This is a genomic window from Colwellia ponticola, assembly GCF_005885605.1.
GTDB classification, from domain to species: domain Bacteria; phylum Pseudomonadota; class Gammaproteobacteria; order Enterobacterales; family Alteromonadaceae; genus Colwellia; species Colwellia ponticola.
Window position 1 is genome coordinate 73,118 of the sequence record NZ_SZVP01000016.1, and the last position, 19,308, is coordinate 92,425.

The following is a 19,308-nucleotide window of genomic DNA, read 5'->3' on the forward strand; positions in this document are numbered from 1 at the left end:
AAGTAACGAAAGTTACATGTGTAAAAAGTAAGTACATTGCAGGGATATAGCCAAGCGGTAAGGCAGCGGGTTTTGATCCCGTCATTCAGAGGTTCAAATCCTCTTATCCCTGCCACTTTTTATGATTATTTTATAATGATAAAAAGACTGTGATGTACATACCTATTGTAGGGATATAGCCAAGCGGTAAGGCAGCGGGTTTTGATCCCGTCATTCAGAGGTTCAAATCCTCTTATCCCTGCCACTTTTTAAAATGGCAGTTATAAATAAAAATATATTTTTTATTTTAAACGACGCTTTCATATTCTTGTTAAAAGAGTTGAAAAAGAGTTCAAGTCTCTTTAAAAACTTGAATGTATGCGGGTTTGGCGGAATTGGTAGACGCGCTGGATTTAGGTTCCAGTATCGCAAGATGTGAGAGTTCAAGTCTCTTGACCCGTACCATTTCAAATAGTTATAAAATTAACAAATAATATCAACTATCTTAACAGTAAGTATTTTCTTATGTTAGATAGTTTTTTTGTTTCTAAAGGCTACATAGCTCAGTTGGTTAGAGCACATCACTCATAATGATGGGGTCCCAGGTTCGAGTCCCGGTGTAGCCACCACTTCTCTTGATAACCCTCAATATATTAAAACCCCTAATAAGTTTTTACTACTGCCTATTTGACGACATTGGCAGACGCGCGGCTTATGTTAGGCATCAAGGTTCCAGTATCGCAAGATGTGAGTGTTCAAGTCTCTTGACCCGTACCATTTCAAATAGTTATAAAATTAACAAATAATATCAACTATCTTAACAGTAAGTATTTTCTTATGTTAGATAGTTTTTTTGTTTCTAAAGGCTACATAGCTCAGTTGGTTAGAGCACATCACTCATAATGATGGGGTCCCAGGTTCGAGTCCCGGTGTAGCCACCACTTCTCTTGATAACCCTCAATATATTAAAACCCCTAATAAGTTTTTACTACTGCCTATTTGACGACATTGGCAGACGCGCGGCTTATGTTAGGCATCAAGGTTCCAGTATCGCAAGATGTGAGTGTTCAAGTCTCTTGACCCGTACCATTTCAAATAGTTATAAAATTAACAAATAATATCAACTATCTTAACAGTAAGTATTTTCTTATGTTAGATAGTTTTTTTGTTTCTAAAGGCTACATAGCTCAGTTGGTTAGAGCACATCACTCATAATGATGGGGTCCCAGGTTCGAGTCCCGGTGTAGCCACCACTTCTCTTGATAACCCTCAATATATTAAAACCCCTAATAAGTTTTTACTACTGCCTATTTGGCGACATTGGCAAACGCACTGCTTAGATATTTTACCTTTATACAAGTGTACCTATTCACTAAGTAATTATTCACTATACACTGTATGATAAAAAGCATTAAAAAAATCAATAAAATACAGCTAGCTAATACCAATAAGCGTTAGTAGATAACTTTAGGTTTTAGCCTAACTAAATATCAATTCATTAATATCAAATAATCATTCATATTAGAACAGTGTTTGCACTAATGAAATTTTTCATTTATGTTATGTAACACTTGCGATTATTGGAGGCTAATAAAGTAGTTTTCCTTATATAAAAGTAAAGTGATAACGATAAATAATAAAATCAAATAACGTTATTACTAACGCAAGCCAAATAAAAATAACTAAGGGTCAAACAACATGAAGAAACGTTTTAACTACAGTACGCTAGCCTTATCTATCGGCTTATCTTTAGCTAGTACAACAGCTTTTGCCGCAGAAGAAACGCCTGCTAGTGCAAAAAATGCAGATATTGAACGCATCGTTAGTGTCGGGACAAGAATATCTAATCGTACTGTTGCTGATAGCCCTTCTCCAATAGATATTATTTCATCTGACGCGATTAAAAACTCAGGTGCTACAAGCACACCTGATATGCTACGAAAACTAGCGCCTTCATTTAATATGAACAATACCACAACGTCTGATGGTCAAGATTTAATGCGTCCAGCGACTTTACGTAGCTTGGGACCTGATCAAGTATTAGTATTAATTAATGGTAAACGTCGCCATCAACAGGCCGTAGTTGCCGTACAAGAAAATGTTGGTCGCGGCAGTGCAGGTACTGATTTAAGCTCAATTCCTATGACGGCTATTTCACACATTGAAATATTACGTGATGGCGCAGCTGCTCAATACGGCTCTGATGCCATTGCCGGTGTTATCAATATCGTCCTTAAAAGTGACTTAGGGGGCACTGTATGGGCACAATATGGCCAAACTAGTGAGGGTGATGGTGAATCAACAGAGTTTGGTGGTAACTATGGTTTCGCTGTAGGTGACAAAGGTACACTCAACTTAACTTTTGAATATGCAGATAATGGTGAAATGAACCGAGCATCGCCAACGACATGGTTTGATTCAATTGCTGAACCTCGTCAGTTATTACTTGTTGGTGAAGCAGAGACAGAAATGTCGAGCTTATGGGCAAATTTTTCGTACGAGATTGGTGAAAGTAGTGAATTATATGCCTTTGGTGGTTTTACTAAAAAAGAAGGTGAGTCTTTAGGCTTTTACCGCCCTGCCGATGATAACCGTGTTTGGACTGAGTTATTCCCTGAAGGTGTAACGCCAAAGTTAGGTTCAAAATCAGAAGATTATTCTGTTGCCGTTGGGTTTAAAACACAAATTGAAAACTGGGATATAGATGCAAGTGTCGTCACCGGTGAAAACAAGTTCGAATTTAGTAATGTAGAGTCGTTAAATGCCAGTTATGGCCCTAACAGTCCGACATCAGCATACGATGGTGCTTTAGTTTATAGCCAAACCACTTTTAACCTTGATGCGGTAACCTCTGTTGACTTAGGGTTTTATAATGAAACATCATTAGCTTTTGGTGCTGAATTTCGTATAGATGGTTTTGCTCAAGAAGCGGGTGATGAAGTCACTTATGCTCGTGGACCGGTTTACTGTGCTGAATCAGTTAACCCAACAGGTGATCCTGCAATGGTTAATTGTACTGGCGGTGATATAACCACACCTGGTATGCAAGGCTTTCAAGGTTATAGCCCTGCCATGGCAATCGACACTGACCGAAACAGTTATGCTTTATACTTTGATAGCGAAACCTCTATTACTGAAGATTGGTTAGTCGCGGCAGCTGTTCGTTATGAAGATTATGATGATTTTGGCAGTACTGTTATTGGTAAATTATCTACCCATTTAAGCCTAACAGAGAATCTCGCCATACGTGCGTCAGCTTCTACGGGTTATCGAGCGCCAGGTATGCAGCAAGCTAATTTCACGCAACGTTCTATTTCATTAGATAATGGCGAGTTAGCTGATTTAGTGACTTTACGTCCAAGTGAAACACTCGCGGGTGAGCTAGGCTTTACTGATCTAAAAGAAGAAAGCTCAGCCAGCTTCTCATTGGGTATTATTTATAATATAGGTAACTACTCATCCACGTTAGATGTCTATCAAATCAACATTGATGACCGTATTGTTTATTCAGGTAACATCACTCGTGGTATTAATGCTGATATTGATGCTTTCTTTGACCGTCATTCTGCTCCAGATCAAGCGTTAGATGGTGTTAAAAACGTATCGATTTTCACCAATGCAATAGATAGCGAAACTTTTGGTCTTGATTGGGTAAACCAATACACACAAGAACTTAGCGCTATGAATATTGTTTATGAGTTTTCTTATCATCATAACAATACTGACGTCAGTGCGATTAATACTTCATCGTCTATTGTACCAAACGAGGTTATTTTTGATAATGCTCAACGTTTATTAGTAGAAAAGGCACAGCCACAAGATAGAGCGTCGTTATCCGCAATGTTCGATATGGATGACTGGTCTGTAACGGGTCGCATGACTTATTATGGCGAAGTAAGTTCTGCTTCTTACGGTACTCCTGAAAACACTTGGGGCGCTAAAAGCTTATTCGATGTTACCGCTCAGTGGAACGTAACAGACAATATTAATATTAGTGGCGGTATCTTAAACTTAACCGATGAGTACCCTGATGAATGGGGTACAAATGGAACACCATTTACTGACCTTGGTTTTAAATATGGTTGGACTAGTTTTCCGTTCTCACTTGCCGGACGTGAGTATTATGTAAGAGCTTCATATAGCTTTTAACGTTAATCGTTAAACAAGCACAATAGAAAAAGCCAGTATCGTTTAATACCTTACTGGCTTTTTTATAGATTAATTTTGATATTAAGGACTATGCTAGCGTAGTTTTATAACTTAGGGTTTTTCGGATAAAACTTGTCAGGTAAGGCGTTAATATGCTCAAAAAAACGCGTATCTTTATAGGGGAGTTTCATAAAACCAGAAATACCAATACCATCAATGGTAGGTAATAAGGTTAATATTTTCGCTAAACAGGCGGTAAACGCTGCTTTTTTATCATGATTAAGTAACATTAGATAACTGTGAATTTTTAAATGTTTAGGTAATATCTCAAAAATAATACAACCGGTATGGTGAATTAAATTTAGCTCCGCTAGCACAGCCATTAACTCATCAGGTAAGTGCAAGTATTCATCAGGGTCTTTACCATCTTCAAAATAAGAGTGTAATCTTGTTACATCATCAACTTCAGGGACATCACTCACCTCAAAGGTTATACGTTGACTACTATCAGCAATAAATGGTTGTTGTTCACTTCTTCGTTCAACGTGTAAAGTATCACGGGCATTGAACAGACAGCTTTTAAAAACACCTATACGAAATATACCTTGAGCTAAATAAATAATATTATTGACTGCACTGGTAAAAGACGTTTTAAGCGACTCATCAAATAAGGTTAAGCTAGAATCAATATACACACCTTCTTTAGCCCACCGAATGGCAATACCACCAACAACCGGAAAGTTACCTAGTCGACTTAACGCGGCAATAAAAGCTTTTTCATTATCGCCCATCCCCATCAGGTAATTTTTATAATATTTATCAAGCTGAGCGTCATCAACCCCTGATAAACTGTCGTAACCTGCTTGCTCTCGTAAAAAAGATTTTCGAGAGCCATATACTACCGTATCTATTGGTTCGTTTTGTGACTTAATCCACACGGGAATATGCGCGGTGATAGCCTGTGGTGTTGGTTTATCTGCCAGTACAATTTTTTTAAGATAGTTAAGGTTATTAAAAAAATAATCTCCGGCTTGGCTGCGTACTTTCTCATCATCGCTTAACATACCCGTTAATATGTCTGCTAATAATTTAGGTAAACCTAAAGCGTTTACGGTAATAACTTTTACGCCATATCGACAGGATTGCCCTGAAGCGAGTGCATAGAGTGTGGCCGCTAAGCCTTGTTCATCAAAGCGAGGCGAGGATAAGCCACCATTAAGTTGCTCTGGACCAATAAAATAAACATCACCTAAACGCGCATTACTGTGCTGTAAATCACTACTCATCAACTCCATGACGTTAGTGCTGGTACTTTGTTGATGACAATCGAGCTGTGCTGGTACCGATGATCCCCAATCAATAAGCTGCACTTTTCCTGTGTTTTCATCATACACGAGATTAGAAGGTTTAATGTCGCCATGAACAATAGGCTTTAACTGTCTGTGATTAGTCGCTTGGCGTAAATATAATAAAATATCGGCTAATTGCAAAGCGATACTCATGACTAACTCAGGTGCTAGTGGTCCCACTTGCAAGGATAATTGCTCTAAATCGATACCCGGCGCACGGGTCATTTGTAAAATGGATTGCCGTTTTATTTTTTGATATTCAATAATTTTAGGAATTTGTGGATGATTAAGTTGATTCTGTATTTCAGCTTCTTCTGCTAATCGGTCTTGTACGTGTTGCGGTAAGTTAATACGGGAAAACTTAAATACCATTTGCTGATTGGTTGCTAAGCATTGCGCTTCTTCAGCTATATATTCTGCCTTTTTAACTGTTGAGTTACTTATTAACTTAACACCTGAAAAAACAAAACCATAAGCCCCTTTGCCTAACAGAGTCACCGCTTCAAAGCCGAGTTTCTTTAATTGCTGCTGACAAAGTTCGACCCATTTTTTTAACTTAGTCGCATCTTTATGATTAAGTAAATAAATAGATTGTTCTTGGGCAATATAAAAATGCTGTAGTTTTTTATTAGTCATAAATCAACACCCTAAGAAAAACTGCTATTACGTTGCTTACCATAAAGAAAAAAACCTCATTATGCGAATAACATAATGAGGCTTTGTATACCGATAAATAGGCTATCAATTATTTATCAGCAAAAATAACCGCTAGTTGCGGTAATAATTTCGCTTTTAATGTCGTTAATGCTTCATCAGAATAAGGTGTTAACGCTTGCTGTCCCCAAATAGGCTTAGGCCACTGTGCATCATCTTTAAAGCGAACGACATGATGAACATGAAGTTGTTCAACAACATTACCTAACGCGGCAACATTCATTTTATCGCCAACGAATACTTGCATTAGCAGTTCACTTAACAAACTCGACTCATTAAGTAACTGTTGCTGTTGCTGCCAATCTAACTGGTACACTTCACTGATATCAGTAACTTTCGGCACTAAAATAAACCAAGGGTAAGCGCTATCATTGCACAGCAGCAATTTACACAAAGGAAATTCAGCTAATTCAATGCCATCAAGAGCCAGTTGCGGGTGTAACGTAAATGTTTTTTCTGTCATGAGTAAAACCTTTTAGCAAATAGATAAATAGTAGCGCCGAATGTTAAACGCTTAAACGCAAAGTATATAAGTGAAGCATACCGTTAACGTTTATTTTTACGGCCTCGCCCACGTGCTATTTTTTTAGCTTCGCGTGCAGCAACACGCTTTTCTTCAAGCTCAGTAAAATGCGCATTCTCTGCAGCAATAATATCAGGTAGTTCAAAAGAAAGTGCACCTAAGGTTTTATCACGAATTTCATTAATGAGAATAACGCACGCTTTATGTAAATCAACACGACCACCACTTTTTACACAACTGCGGTTACGACCAATCGCTTCAATTAAGTCTTCCTCGTGTGCAGGTAATTCACTCAGTTTATAGCGCTCCATCACACGTTGTGGATAATGTTTGAGTAAGTAGTCGGCAGCAAAGTAAGCAATATCGTCATGATCAAAAGCAGTGTCTTTAACCGCGCCTGATACCGCTAAACGATAGCCCGAGTTCTCGTTAGCAATTTTAGGCCATAACATACCGGGTGTATCGAAAAGGTATAAACCTTCTTCTAGGCGAATACGTTGCTGACCTTTAGTAACAGCCGGCTCATTACCTACTTTCGCTTTTGCTTTGCCAACTAAGGTATTGAGCAAGGTCGACTTACCCACGTTAGGTATACCCATTATCATCGCGTTAATTTGTTTACCTTCTTGGTCTTTATTCGGTACCAATTTGCGAATTAAATTAATCAAGTTTTTTGCCACCCCAGGGTTATCTGTGGTTAGCGCAATCGCTTTTACGTTGTGTTGTGACTCTAAATAATCTAACCATATTTTGGTGCTATCAGGATCGGCTAAATCACTTTTATTCAATATTTTTATCAGCGGTTTATCACCTCTGATCTCAGTGATCATTGGATTTTCACTACTAAAAGGTAAGCGTGCATCACACACCTCAATCACCACATCGATTTGCGGTAATATCTCTTTTATTTCTTTTTGCGCTTTGTGCATGTGGCCTGGAAACCAGTTAATAGCCATGAAGATCCTAATATCACTAATTATAATGGCATAATTTTAACAAGCTTTTAGTCAGTGTGGCTAGCGATACTCGTTATTTATATAAAACAGCCCTATTAATTAAACTACGTGCTTTTATTGTTCACTTTTTACTATAACTTTAACAATATAGTGATTCCTCCTAGTGAAAATATCATTAGTAAGAATGATATAACTAGACAAATATAGCTGCTAATATATAGCTAATAAAAATAGCGTAGAGACCTCTACTTTGTTAAACCACAACATAACGAATAAGCTAATGCCTGATGAATTAACACCAGATACATTATCTGAAAACGCCAAGCTATCTCCAATATTACCTGTACCCTCATTAAATAAAATAGCAACTCATCCACTACGTGAAAAGCTTTATAACGAGTTACACAATAGACCCTTTCAATCAATAGCTTCGCCTGCTCAACTGACTCATTTAGCGATTCATCACCAAGGTAAGTTAAGGCAAAAAGAACATCAGTTTATTTCACTGTTATGTAATCGATTTCAGGTAAATTCGCCTGCAGAATCAATGCCCTGTTTTTATCAAGATTTTGGCTTATTTAGTCTGCGCTGGGAACGTCATTTAGAATACTCAACCTATACATTCATTCATCAAGCGCCATTAACTGAGCAACCCTTTATTAAAAATGCTATTGATTATGTACCTAGTGACTGGTTTGAACAAATGCCTGGGCAAGTTATTGCCGCAGTGCACTTAGTCGTAGAATCTAAAAATATTGATAAAGGAACAACACACAAGGTTGAGCCATTTTTTGACAACATGTCCTTAATAGCGAGTGCCCCTGTACACTCACAGGCGAAAGTGTGGAGTTCATTTAAATTACATGATGATGGTTTTGGTCGATTCTTGATATACCAACAAGACTTATCGGCTGCACAGCTTGGCCGTTTAGTACAACAATTATTACAGCTTGATACTTATCGGTTAATGGCAACATTGGGCTTACCTATGGCACAAGAGATTAACAGCGAATTAAATCAACTTGACTTACAACTACAACAAGTCACAACATATATTGCTTTAGGTACTGATAAAAGTGATAGAGAGCTACTTACAGACGTTTCTAAAATAGCCGCAAAAGTAGAAGATTATCGAAGTCAAAGTACTTACCGATTTTCCGCAACTAATGCCTATTACGACGTAGCATTACAACGCATGGATGAGTTGAAAGAAGAGGAAATCCCGGGTTATATGACCATGCAAGAGTTCTTAATGCGCAGGATCACCCCAGCAGTAAAAACCTGCCAAACCGCTTCTAATCACTTAGAAGATATTTCTAGGAGAGTCACCCGCGCTAGTGATTTATTACGCACACGCGTGGATATGGTGTTACAAGAGCAAAATCAAACATTATTAAAATCAATGAACCACCGTGCTCATGTGCAAATGCGTTTACAACAAACCGTTGAAGGTTTATCCGTTGCGGCAATCAGTTATTATGGTATGCAACTCTTTGAAACCATGCTCACCTCTTTGCCTTCCTTAGGTGTTAAATATAATCATGAACTTGTCAGTGGCTTTTCAGTACCTATTATTATTGGTATTGTTTTTGTTGGTACTCGCTTAATACATAAACGCTTAATGAAAGATGTAACGTAATTGACATAAAGTGCTGCGTTACTATCCTCCTAGCCAACAATGGTTAGCCCAATGCATGGTTAACTATAAGTGATGAATTAATGTAACATCCTTTCGTTTTTTCCTTTTTCACTAGCTAAGCATTACTTTATTGCTGATAATGGGGCTGTTGATCTTTAGAGATTTTTTTCAGCTTTTTGTTGGGTATTTATACAAGGCAGTGCCTTTTCCTGTGGTTACTGGCGATAAAAAGGTGATAACAGCATAAAGATGACCAACAAACGCTGTCCGAAGAGACCCGCTAAAAACGTCTTTAATTCAAAAAATTATACTCAAAAAATCAACATCCTTTAATCATCATAAGAAGTTTATTATTAAATATCTTTATTATTCAACCTCTATTAGCAACAAGAGTTAACTATTAATTTATGAGTAAAAAATTCTACGTTATATGGAAAGGTGCTCAAACGGGCATATTTACCACCTGGCCAGAAGTACAAAAGCACACTGCAGGTCGCTCAGACGCGCAATACATGGGTTTTGAATCTAAAAGTGAGGCCGAACAGGCTTTTGCATCAACTTATACTAAGGCTTTAATGAAGCGCTCATTAAGTAAAAATAGTGCTACAGCTACTGCGCCGGTATCTAATCGTAAAGTAGCAAGTAAAACAGCCGGTAAAAGTACTAGTGCAAAAGCAGCAACTATCAGCCCTAATGGCCCGAGTGATATTGAAATATATTGTGATGGTGCTTGCTCACCTAACCCAGGTAAATCAGGTACCGGACTTGCTGTTTACGAACAAGGTAAGGTCACCTCTTTGTATTACGGCTTGCACCTTGCTAATGGTACAAACAATACGGCTGAGTTAAATGGTTTGCTTTCTGCTTTTCAACTGGCACAACACTTTATCGATAAAAATAGTGAACAAAGCATTAGTATTTTATCTGACTCTAGATACTCTATCGACGCTATTACTAAATGGGCCAAAGGTTGGCAAGCAAAAGGCTGGACCCGCGGTAAAGGCGAAGAAATTAAAAACCTCGCCCTAATACAGCAGTGTTATGCTCTTTATAAAACCATGCACACTAAAATTGCTATTCGCCATGTTAAAGGTCACGCCAATATAGAGGGTAATGAGCTCGCTGACAGAATGGCGGTACTAGCAAGGCAGCAACAGCAAAAAAGTATGATCCGCTACAGTGAGGCAATTAACATAAAAGCTATTCTTGCTATGGACTCTGGTTAAACGCTTACAGGGTTAAAACAATCAGTTTAGCTATTGTTTTAACAGCATCCATGTACATAATACTTCCTTACCTGATAAAAATAGCATGCCAATAAACATCATCATTACACTCGCGTTGTTAGTATTAACTGCCTTTATACTTTCTCGCGTATTTACCTTACCGAAAAACATTTGGCTGTTATTCATGACACAGCCTTTGATCATGGCTGCAGCACCCGTGATTGTTTTTATTGGTGGTATAGTCTCAAGTCAAATAGCCAGTACCCCTACTCTCGCAACGCTGCCCCTTACCTTAATGATTTTAGGTGTGGCAGCCGGTGTTGTCCCTGCTGCTATGCTGGCGAAGAAAAAAGGTCGGAAATTTGCAGTTTACACTGGGCTTAGCTGTGCATTAACCGCCGCACTTATTGCTATTTTCGCGTTAAAAATAGCTAGCTTTGAGCTATTTGTTTTTGCTAGTTTACTCATCGGTGTTGGCGGTGGCTTTAATCAACAATTGCGCTTTGCTGCTATTGAAAGCAGCGTAAATGAAGAAGATATTCCAAAAACATTAGCTATTTTGATGCTAAGTGGTGTGTTCGCGGCATTTTTAGGTCCTGAAATTGCTGTCGTTGGTAAAGACTTACTCGTATCTCCTTACGGTTATGCAGGTTCTTTTCTACTGTTAGCAATGCTGGTTTGTGGCGCTATGCTAGTGATGTTGTTCTTTAAGAACCCTACCATGAAAACGGCTATTGTTGTTGGTGAAGCACGTGATTTAACAGAGATCATCAAGCAACCAATATTTTTAATTGCGCTTTGCACCGCTGCAATAGGTTTTGCCTTAATGAGCTACTTAATGACCGCGACCCCGATTAGCATGCACCATATGCAAGGACATAGCCTACAAGAAACAAAATGGGTTATTCAAACACATACTGCAGCCATGTATCTGCCTTCTCTGGTTGCCCCTTGGCTTATTAAGCAGTTAAAGTTAAAAGGTCTGATGTTAATGGGCGCGTTAATTTATAGTGCCGTTGCTGTTATCGCGTTATCTGGACATGAAGTCATGCATTACTGGTGGGCACTTATGTTACTAGGTATAGGCTGGAACTTTTTATTCTTAACCGGCACCTCTTTGTTACCACAAAGCTATCGCGCCAGTGAACGTCATAAGGTACAAGCGACTAATGACTTTGTGCTATTTGGTTTTCAAGCAATGGCTTCGCTATTAGCGGGATGGATATTATTTACCGCCGGTTGGCATTGGGTGGTACTCATTAGCTTGCCTTTTATTTTAGTACTTTTTACTGTTTTTTACTTTTACCATCGACACGATACAAAACGCTCTTTAGTGGCAACTAATAACAATTAGATTGTTATATATCAACACTGCGCATAGCATTAGGGGAAAAAATGAAGCTCATAATGAAAACTGAATTTGATAACCTTAGGTTAAACAAAAACCACGATTATGAAACCGATAGTAACGGTGAAAAACAAGTGGTTAAAATTTATTGTGGAGAGCTATTGATTGCGAAAAAAATAAAACTGAAAAAGTCTATTCGATTTTTTGCTATTGCGACGTATCAACGTTATTTAACAACAGAAGCATAACGCAAGGGGTTAACGTAATAGTCATAATATAGTGGTCAGTAATGAAACCCCAGCGGCAAGGCTAGGGTTTCATCAAGCTATGATGACTATTTTTTTAACATTGATTTTAAATCAGCAAAGGGATTATAAGTCGCACTTTCTTGATTACTATCACCCGCAGTTACTTCACGTTGATATCTAGCTTGATCAGTATACTTATCATGCTCATTATCATGACAGTAAATACACAACAATTCCCAGTTGCTACCATCATTTGGGTTGTTAGTATGATCATGATCAACGTGATGTACGGTTAACTCTTTTAAATTAGAATATTCAAAAGCCCGGGCACAACGGCCACAAACCCAAGGATATAGTTTTAATGCTCGGTCACGATAACCTTTTTCTTGTTGTTTATAATTGGCACTGGTGCCAAAGCGATCTGAAGACATAATAATTTAAGACAATAAGTAAATAATAAAGCTAGTGTATTGCTAAGCTTGCTGCTTAGCAATAGTAGCGACAAATGTATCAGTACGGACATGTTACACCGTTAATTGTGCGAGTGTTTTTCCATGTGGTATAGGTAGTCGCGTTTGTGCGTCTACTTGAACAAACACTATGTCATCAGCCAAACAAATGGTTTTTTTAGTTGCTTTATTACGTACTAAACAGGTCACAGTAATTGAAGTTTGACCTACTTTTTTAGTTTCTAAGCCAAACTCAACCACATCTCCCTGCATAGCAGCTGACTCAAAACTAATCGCACCAATATGCTTAGTCACTAAGCAGTTCGTTTCTAATTGACAGATAGCGTAAATGGCGGCTTCTTCATCAATCCATTCAAGCGCGCGTCCTCCAAAGAGAGAGTTCGCATAATTTAAATCGTTTGGCATCACAAGACGACGAGAAAGAAAGCGCATAATAAACCTTTAATGAATTTTTAGTTAAATAGCTAGAGTAGATAAGTCTTGCTAAGAAGCCTTACTTAAATACCTGGTTAGTGAAGTACTGCGCGAATAGGTAACCCCGCACAAATTTCAGCTTCAGCAACTAGAATCTCTTCTAAACGCTGATCAACTTCTGCTTTATCGCAGTACTCATAAGCGAGTTCAACAAATAAATTTTTATGTTTTTCTTCTGATTTAGCAATAGCGACATAAAGATCTTTATCCTTACCTGGCGGTAAAGCTTGTGAGACTAACCAAAACTTCTCATAGCCGCGCGCTTCAATAACCGCTGCAACCAATAATCTGTCCATTAAAAAATAGCTAGTGCCATTACGAAATAAGGCGCGAATTTGAGTAATGTAAGGGTCTTTTTTGTCTTGGCCTAAGGTAACATCTCGAGCAACAAGTAACTTTAATACTTGTTTAAAGTGAATCAATTCTTCAATGGCTAAGTCCGTCATTGCACGTACTAATTTAGCTTTATCAGGATAATGAGACAACATAGCCATTGCCATGCCTGATGCTTTTTTCTCCGCGGCAGCATGGTCTTGTAAAAAACGGTTGAAGTCTGCCATAACAGCATCAACCCAATCTTGGCCAGTGTGGTGTTTTAACTCAAACATAGATATGACTCTCTAAGGTAATATTTACCTGATAAAAATGACTTTAAGCAACGTTAGCGTCATTAAGTTAAAATAATACAACTTAACGTGCCGTAATTAACTTGATGTAGTTAATGTAATATCGTAATTTTACCTGCGAACCTTTCACTCTACAATAGTTACCACGCTAAAGTGCTTACTTCAAAGTGTTCACTTTAAAATAGTCATTTTAAGGTGAACTATTAATAAAGCTGCTTATCAATTTTGCCTTTATTAGTCGACTCTACTTTTAAAGCGTTATTAAGATCTTGCCAAGCTTTTACTTTACCGCCAATATTAATTTGCTTAAAGCCACCTTCTCTAGCGTTAGCGCTATCAATATTAAGAAAAGCTAACAAGCGAAGGTAACTCCCCTCTTCACTCACATCAATCGTGAGTAAATCTTGAGATCTTTTTTTAAAATACTCTTCAATCCCTTGTTGATGACGCTGATAACACTGCTGTAAAAATTCATCGCTATTAATGTTATCGTCGTTAAGTGGCGAGAATACCTGATTATAACAACGCTTTAAATAAGGGTTAAAACCTCCATCTGTTCGCTGAAGATTAACCATCATACGTTGTAGTAACTGCCTAATTGAGGGGATCCAACGTGCGGGGTCACGTGTTAAGTAAATAAATTTACTGTTTGGGAAGTGTTTATCAAGTAGCTGATAATCACAAAAAATAGGAGTATCAGCTAACACTTGCGCCTGAGTAAAAGCATCTTGCGTATAGGCGTTGTGAGCGGTTTTAAAACCCTGTTCTAACATAGCTAAACAAACACTGGTCGTTGCGGTTCTGGGTAAACCAATAATAAATATTTTTTCTAGCGACACTAAGTAAGGCCTTTTAAATAAGAGTGATAAAAACAATTAATTATAACGTATTTGTTAATTTAACATACCAACATTTGACAGCGATCAATAAATACCTTATGTATTAGAGCATACTAAACACATAGCAATGAATAGCAGCACATGCCACATAGATACATTTATTAAATAATAAAATAGCCTAAGGAATATTCAATGACAGCACAAGATGAGCAACGTGATAGTGTCAAGTGGGGAGATTACTTAAAGTCTGGAGATCGAATTTTCATTGGCTCTCACGCCGCGGTACCTAATGCTTTAATAGACGACTTGATAGCTAATAGCCAAGGGCTACATGATATTGAAACGGTTCACATTTTAACCTTATCTGACAATGTTTGGGCTAAAGCTGAGCATAAAGATTTATTTAAAGTAAATAGCTTATTTATTGGTGGTAAAAATATTCGTGAAGCTATTGCCGAAGGTCGCGGTGACTATACCCCTTGCTTTATTTCCGATGTACCACGGTTATTTGCAGAAAATAGCTTACCACTTGACGCTGCGCTTATCATGGTCAGTCCTCCTGATGAATATGGCTATTGTTCATTAGGGGTTAGTGTTGATATTGTTTCTTCAGCGCTTAAAGCCGCTAAGTATGTTATTGCTCAAATAAACCCGAAAATGCCACGCACTAATGGACATAGTTTTGTTCATGTAAATCAAATTCATGCATGGATAAATGCTGAACAAGAACTCCCTCAAGTGCCACCACCAGAAGTTGATCGCCGTACTGAACAAATAGGTCAATACGTTGCTATGCTAATTGAAAACGGTGCTACCCTGCAAATAGGTATAGGCAAGATTCCTGAAGCGGTATTGCGCTATTTAGGTAACCATAAAGACCTTGGTATCCATAGTGAAATGATTTCTGATGGCGTTATTGATTTAATGCTTAAAGGGGTCATTAATAACCGCAGAAAAACGTATCATAAAGGTAAAGCGGTAATAACCTTTTGTATCGGTACCCAAAAAGTGTACGATTATGTTAATGGTAACCCACATATCGAATTTTACCCGTCTGAGCACGTTAACTCACCAGTTAAAATTGCTAAAAACGATAACATGGTTTCTATAAATAGCGCCATTGAAGTCGATTTAACCGGGCAAGTAGTTTCTGACTCAATCGGCTATCAATTTTATAGTGGTATTGGCGGCCAAGTCGATTTTGTAAGAGGTGCTTCACTCAGTAAGGGCGGAAAACCAATTATAGCACTCCCTTCAACCACCAAAGATGGCACAATATCTCGTATTGTGCCACATATTACCGAGGGCGGTGGCGTAGTAACCTCACGTGGTCATGTTTCTTACGTGATCACTGAGTTTGGTATTGCCTCACTACAAGGTAAAAGTATTCGCGAGCGTGCTTTGGAGCTAATTAGAATTGCTCATCCTAAGTTTAGAGATAAGTTACTCAGTGAAGTACGCAAGCATTATTGGGTACCTGAGTATCAAGAAAGCTCTCCAAGCTCAGTACCTGAATTAGGTACCATCGAAATGAAGCGTTTTCATTTTGATAATATTAATTATATTCTTCGCCCTTTAGCACCGGCTGACGAACGAAAATTACAAGAGTTTTTCTATTCTCACAATAAAGAAACCCTCATGATGCGTTACAACCATAACATCACCCAAATGACTCGAGAAAAGTCTTGTAACTTAGTTAGTGTTAACCAACACGTTGATCTTGCTTTATGCTTTACTAAAAATGATTATTTAGGTGAAGCCATACAAGCGGTGGCACGTTATTACTATATTGAAAGCATCAATAGTGGTGAAGTGGCTTTTGTTATTAAAGAAAGCTTACGTGGTCGTGGTATGGCAACAACCTTACTCGCTGAAATGATTGCCATTGCTAAAATACGTAAACTTGATAGTTTAGTCGCCTGTGTGCGCCGAGATAATGCCTCAATGTTAAAAGTTTTTGAACGCTCTGGCTTTATCCGTCAACCAAGTGAAGATTTTGATGAAGTAAGTTTAAAACTACCGTTAATAGAATCTGAAACAGTAGTTACTGAAATAAATAAAGAAAATAAGGGATAATTATGCCAGTAGGAATTATAGGACACTATCGTTGCGGTGAACATGACATGGGGGATCATCATCCTGAAAATGGTAAACGTTTAACCGCTATTTCAGATCAATTAATTCGAAGTGGGTTAGATTATGTCGTCCGCCAGTTTGATTCTAAGCCAATCGATAAAAGTCTGTTAGCTTTAGCGCATACTCAAGCACATATAGATTTTGTTTTTGATAATGCCCCTCAAGAGGGAGAAGAAAATTTCACTATAGGTCCGGACTCTATAATGAACTGTAAAACACTTACCTCTATTCTATATTCTGCTGGGGCTGCTGTTGACGCTATTGATTTAGTGATGCAAGGAACTCTCAGTGCAGCTTTTTGTACAACTCGGCCGCCTGGTCATCATGCAGAGCATGATAAAGGTATGGGTTTTTGTTTCTTCAATAATATCGCGGTAGCCGCGGCTTATGCTAAGAAAAAGTACGGTTTAAAACGCGTCGCTATTGTCGATTTTGATGTCCATCATGGCAATGGTACTGAAGATATTATAAAGAATCACTTTAAAGCGACAGCTGAAGATGATAAAGGTTACTTGTTTTGTTCAAGTTATCAATATCCCCTGTATCCCTTTGAAATAGAAGAAAGCGACACGCCCCCCATTATCAATACGCCATTACCGGCAACAACGAAAGGTGAGCAATTTCAAGAAAAAATAACCGCGCACTGGTTACCGGCATTACACAAATTCAAACCCGAGTTAATCCTTATTTCAGCAGGCTTTGATGCCCATATTGAAGATGATATGTCACAAGTTAGCTTAACTGAAATCGATTATCGTTGGATTACCGATGAACTAAAAATCATTGCCAATGAATACGGTGAAGGTCGTATCGTATCGGTGCTTGAAGGTGGTTACGCGCCAAGTGCTTTAGGACGAAGTGTCGTCGCTCATATTAATGGCTTAATTGGTAACTAATAGTGGTCATACTTTTATTTTAAGCCATGATACGAAAAAACGGTAAGTATAAATACTTACCGTTTTTATAAAAGGCTTAACTACAGCTTAATAACCAGTTTAACCAAAAATAGCTCTCATTAAACCAATAACATGTTCAACGGTTTTACCGGTTTTCACTTCTCTTAAAATAGTATCGCGTTTTACTCTAATATACTCAGGCATATCATCAGCTGCTAATGCTTGATCGACCAACTCTTCTGGTGTCAGCTTAGTCCGTTTCATTTTTGATTTATAAATACGCTCGCTCGCCACCACGCTTTTATCTCTGATGCGTAAATAATTAGATCCTAAGGCAAAATCTTCATCAACAAATAAAAACACATCAATTAATGCTGCGCGGGCACGCCATAGCGTTAACTCATATTCATTTTCTGGCTCTGCTTGATGCCACCAAGCAAAAGTACGCAGTGTTCCTATCATATCTTGCCAATAGCTTTCAAAATCAAACGCGTTAAACTTAGCAATAGATAACCCCTGACATAACACATCAATTTTAGCATTAGTTAATGCAATAAATTGATCAGGACGACGCATAGTTAACAAACGCGTTGCAGCAACAAGCGGCGCTTTTTCACCTGCAGGCTTATCTTGGGTATAATTACTAAAAATAGCTTTAAAATCATCAACAAAGTGACGATATTGGTCCGGTGTTACATCACCAACAAGGGGAATATGAGCTAGAGCTTTATCAAAACTTTCTGGTTGTTCAATTAACAAAGTATGAAACGTTTTTGCACCTTTTGTACTAGCAAACCACTCAACATCAAAATTAAATTGCGTATGGTGATGACTGTTAGTGTGTTTACCTGCAAAGGCTAAACGATCGTTATCGCTCATTTCACTTAGCGTTTTATCTTTTATGTTATCTAGGTAATCCAGAAGTAATAATCGCTCATCAACTGCATGTAACTCACTTTGCTGTTCAATAAAAGCAGTATAAATAGGCCAAGGTGCAATTCTTAACATTTTAAGCTGACTAATACTCGCGCCTTGAACAAGAATAGTATCTAGTTTACTTAATGGCGTCACTTGTTCATTATCAAGTAAATCTTTATTAACGCCATGACGACAAATTTTTAATAACTCTGCACACCAACCTAAAAAGTCATTAGGCCGGTTCTCTACTTTAACCGCCATTAAATTTAAACTCAGTGGCGTGATATATTTTAACGCATTTTGATAGATAGCATTTTCAGCATCATTTAAGGCCATGTTAACAGGTGAAGATAATAGCTTTCTCATAGCTTAGTGCTGCTCCAAAAGAATAGTTTAAAGTATTTAACAATAGTTATAGTAACGTTAAAATGCAAAAAGCCCGTAGCGTAAACTACGGGCTTTTTAGTGCTTTAGCACAAATTGTAAGTCTAGAATTTTTCGCTACGCTCTCACATGGACTTTACTGTGACATAAGTCACACTACCATCGGCGCTATTGCGGTTAATCTTCTAAACTAAATTAGAAGTCTAGCAATGTCCTACTCTCACATGGGAACTCCCACACTACCATCGGCGCAACTGCGTTTCACTTCTGAGTTCGGAATGGGTTCAGGTGGGGCCACAGCGCTATTGTCGCTAAACAAAAAGGGGACAATCTTGGAAAGCTTTGCTCATTGAGCGATAAATATCGTTTGGTTTTCTTTAGTCAAGTAACACGCAGTACGTGATTTTACATTTTCATGTCTTTGTCAGTCTTCA

At 38.1% G+C, this 19,308-nt stretch carries 16 protein-coding genes, 6 tRNA genes and 1 rRNA gene; 13 read left to right on the forward strand and 10 right to left on the reverse strand.

The window, feature by feature from the left end; all coding sequences use genetic code 11:
* Positions 1–40 precede the first annotated feature (40 nt).
* The 7 genes from FCS21_RS13980 to FCS21_RS14010 all read left to right on the forward strand — a co-directional run bounded on the left by FCS21_RS13980 (position 41) and on the right by FCS21_RS14010 (position 4,128).
* A tRNA-Gln gene (locus FCS21_RS13980) sits at positions 41–115 on the forward strand.
* 54 nt (positions 116–169) lie between these two features.
* Positions 170–244 (forward strand) — tRNA-Gln (locus tag FCS21_RS13985).
* A gap of 115 nt (positions 245–359) precedes the next feature.
* Positions 360–444 (forward strand) — tRNA-Leu (locus FCS21_RS13990).
* Between the two features lie 87 nt (positions 445–531).
* A tRNA-Met gene (locus FCS21_RS13995) sits at positions 532–608 on the forward strand.
* Between the two features lie 235 nt (positions 609–843).
* Positions 844–920: transfer RNA gene (locus tag FCS21_RS14000), tRNA-Met, on the forward strand.
* Positions 921–1,155: 235 nt separating this feature from the next.
* Positions 1,156–1,232 (forward strand) — tRNA-Met (locus FCS21_RS14005).
* Positions 1,233–1,677: 445 nt separating this feature from the next.
* A complete protein-coding gene (locus FCS21_RS14010; protein ID WP_138624160.1) occupies positions 1,678–4,128 on the forward strand; it encodes a TonB-dependent receptor plug domain-containing protein in 2,451 nt (816 codons plus the stop codon).
* 104 nt (positions 4,129–4,232) lie between these two features.
* Here the strand turns inward: FCS21_RS14010 and FCS21_RS14015 are convergent, their stop codons facing one another.
* The 3 genes from FCS21_RS14015 to ylqF all read right to left on the reverse strand — a co-directional run bounded on the left by FCS21_RS14015 (position 4,233) and on the right by ylqF (position 7,670).
* The gene (locus FCS21_RS14015) at positions 4,233–6,113 is read right to left on the reverse strand and encodes a protein kinase domain-containing protein (protein ID WP_138624161.1); all 1,881 of its coding nucleotides are present in this window, start codon (positions 6,111–6,113) and stop codon (positions 4,233–4,235) included.
* A 109-nt stretch (positions 6,114–6,222) separates the two neighbouring features.
* Entirely contained in the window at positions 6,223–6,654 is a 432-nt protein-coding gene (locus FCS21_RS14020) for an HIT domain-containing protein (RefSeq protein WP_138624162.1), read from the reverse strand.
* Between the two features lie 83 nt (positions 6,655–6,737).
* Entirely contained in the window at positions 6,738–7,670 is a 933-nt protein-coding gene (gene ylqF, locus FCS21_RS14025; RefSeq protein WP_138624163.1) for a ribosome biogenesis GTPase YlqF, read from the reverse strand.
* Between the two features lie 280 nt (positions 7,671–7,950).
* Between ylqF and FCS21_RS14030 the strand changes: the two genes are divergently transcribed.
* A complete protein-coding gene (locus FCS21_RS14030) occupies positions 7,951–9,309 on the forward strand; it encodes a DUF3422 family protein (RefSeq protein ID WP_246047263.1) in 1,359 nt (452 codons plus the stop codon).
* Positions 9,310–9,716: 407 nt separating this feature from the next.
* On the forward strand, positions 9,717–10,535 hold the full coding sequence (locus FCS21_RS14035; RefSeq protein ID WP_138624164.1) for a ribonuclease H family protein: 819 nt from the start codon (positions 9,717–9,719) through the stop codon (positions 10,533–10,535).
* A gap of 30 nt (positions 10,536–10,565) precedes the next feature.
* On the opposite strand, the gene FCS21_RS17060 is transcribed toward FCS21_RS14035, so the two are convergent.
* Entirely contained in the window at positions 10,566–10,721 is a 156-nt protein-coding gene (locus FCS21_RS17060) for a hypothetical protein (RefSeq protein WP_246047265.1), read from the reverse strand.
* On the opposite strand from FCS21_RS17060, the gene FCS21_RS14040 reads away from it, so the two are divergent.
* Complete coding sequence (locus tag FCS21_RS14040; protein ID WP_246047267.1) at positions 10,720–11,889, forward strand: MFS transporter; 1,170 nt, start codon at positions 10,720–10,722, stop codon at positions 11,887–11,889. The genes FCS21_RS17060 and FCS21_RS14040 overlap by 2 nt on opposite strands.
* 41 nt (positions 11,890–11,930) lie before the next feature.
* Positions 11,931–12,131, forward strand: a complete 201-nt coding sequence (locus FCS21_RS14045; protein WP_138624166.1) for a hypothetical protein — start codon at positions 11,931–11,933, stop codon at positions 12,129–12,131.
* A gap of 86 nt (positions 12,132–12,217) precedes the next feature.
* Here FCS21_RS14045 and FCS21_RS14050 read toward each other — a convergent pair whose 3' ends face one another.
* From FCS21_RS14050 to FCS21_RS14065, 4 genes are all read right to left on the reverse strand, one after another.
* Entirely contained in the window at positions 12,218–12,562 is a 345-nt protein-coding gene (locus FCS21_RS14050; RefSeq protein WP_138624167.1) for a YajD family HNH nuclease, read from the reverse strand.
* 93 nt (positions 12,563–12,655) lie between these two features.
* Positions 12,656–13,033, reverse strand: coding sequence for an acyl-CoA thioesterase (locus FCS21_RS14055; RefSeq protein ID WP_138624168.1), 378 nt, complete (start codon positions 13,031–13,033; stop codon positions 12,656–12,658).
* A gap of 77 nt (positions 13,034–13,110) precedes the next feature.
* Positions 13,111–13,683, reverse strand: coding sequence for a tRNA-(ms[2]io[6]A)-hydroxylase (locus FCS21_RS14060; RefSeq protein WP_138624169.1), 573 nt, complete (start codon positions 13,681–13,683; stop codon positions 13,111–13,113).
* A gap of 221 nt (positions 13,684–13,904) precedes the next feature.
* Complete coding sequence (locus FCS21_RS14065) at positions 13,905–14,540, reverse strand: sulfotransferase (RefSeq protein ID WP_138624170.1); 636 nt, start codon at positions 14,538–14,540, stop codon at positions 13,905–13,907.
* 192 nt (positions 14,541–14,732) lie between these two features.
* Here FCS21_RS14065 and FCS21_RS14070 point away from each other — a divergent pair, with 192 nt between their 5' ends.
* A complete protein-coding gene (locus FCS21_RS14070; RefSeq protein ID WP_138624171.1) occupies positions 14,733–16,616 on the forward strand; it encodes a GNAT family N-acetyltransferase in 1,884 nt (627 codons plus the stop codon).
* 2 nt (positions 16,617–16,618) lie between these two features.
* Positions 16,619–17,572: a histone deacetylase family protein gene (locus FCS21_RS14075; RefSeq protein ID WP_138624172.1), complete on the forward strand. Its 954-nt coding sequence runs from the start codon at positions 16,619–16,621 to the stop codon at positions 17,570–17,572.
* 99 nt (positions 17,573–17,671) lie between these two features.
* On the opposite strand, the gene FCS21_RS14080 is transcribed toward FCS21_RS14075, so the two are convergent.
* Both FCS21_RS14080 and rrf read right to left on the reverse strand, forming a co-directional pair.
* Entirely contained in the window at positions 17,672–18,856 is a 1,185-nt protein-coding gene (locus FCS21_RS14080) for a hypothetical protein (protein WP_138624173.1), read from the reverse strand.
* A gap of 219 nt (positions 18,857–19,075) precedes the next feature.
* A 5S ribosomal RNA gene (rrf, locus tag FCS21_RS14085) occupies positions 19,076–19,190 on the reverse strand.
* Positions 19,191–19,308 lie beyond the last annotated feature (118 nt).

Bases quoted from the DNA above. Each gene is read 5' to 3' on its own strand.
- FCS21_RS17060 (WP_246047265.1), bottom strand. From the start codon at position 10,721: ATGAATAACAGCCAAATGTTTTTCGGTAAGGTAAATACGCGAGAAAGT.
- FCS21_RS14080 (WP_138624173.1), bottom strand. From the start codon at position 18,856: ATGAGAAAGCTATTATCTTCACCTGTTAACATGGCCTTAAATGATGCT.
- FCS21_RS14010 (WP_138624160.1), top strand. From the start codon at position 1,678: ATGAAGAAACGTTTTAACTACAGTACGCTAGCCTTATCTATCGGCTTA.
- FCS21_RS14015 (WP_138624161.1), bottom strand. From the start codon at position 6,113: ATGACTAATAAAAAACTACAGCATTTTTATATTGCCCAAGAACAATCT.
- FCS21_RS14045 (WP_138624166.1), top strand. From the start codon at position 11,931: ATGAAGCTCATAATGAAAACTGAATTTGATAACCTTAGGTTAAACAAA.
- FCS21_RS14050 (WP_138624167.1), bottom strand. From the start codon at position 12,562: ATGTCTTCAGATCGCTTTGGCACCAGTGCCAATTATAAACAACAAGAA.
- FCS21_RS14055 (WP_138624168.1), bottom strand. From the start codon at position 13,033: ATGCGCTTTCTTTCTCGTCGTCTTGTGATGCCAAACGATTTAAATTAT.
- FCS21_RS14060 (WP_138624169.1), bottom strand. From the start codon at position 13,683: ATGTTTGAGTTAAAACACCACACTGGCCAAGATTGGGTTGATGCTGTT.
- FCS21_RS14070 (WP_138624171.1), top strand. From the start codon at position 14,733: ATGACAGCACAAGATGAGCAACGTGATAGTGTCAAGTGGGGAGATTAC.
- FCS21_RS14040 (WP_246047267.1), top strand. From the start codon at position 10,720: ATGACACAGCCTTTGATCATGGCTGCAGCACCCGTGATTGTTTTTATT.
- ylqF (WP_138624163.1), bottom strand. From the start codon at position 7,670: ATGGCTATTAACTGGTTTCCAGGCCACATGCACAAAGCGCAAAAAGAA.
- FCS21_RS14030 (WP_246047263.1), top strand. From the start codon at position 7,951: ATGCCTGATGAATTAACACCAGATACATTATCTGAAAACGCCAAGCTA.
- FCS21_RS14020 (WP_138624162.1), bottom strand. From the start codon at position 6,654: ATGACAGAAAAAACATTTACGTTACACCCGCAACTGGCTCTTGATGGC.
- FCS21_RS14035 (WP_138624164.1), top strand. From the start codon at position 9,717: ATGAGTAAAAAATTCTACGTTATATGGAAAGGTGCTCAAACGGGCATA.
- FCS21_RS14075 (WP_138624172.1), top strand. From the start codon at position 16,619: ATGCCAGTAGGAATTATAGGACACTATCGTTGCGGTGAACATGACATG.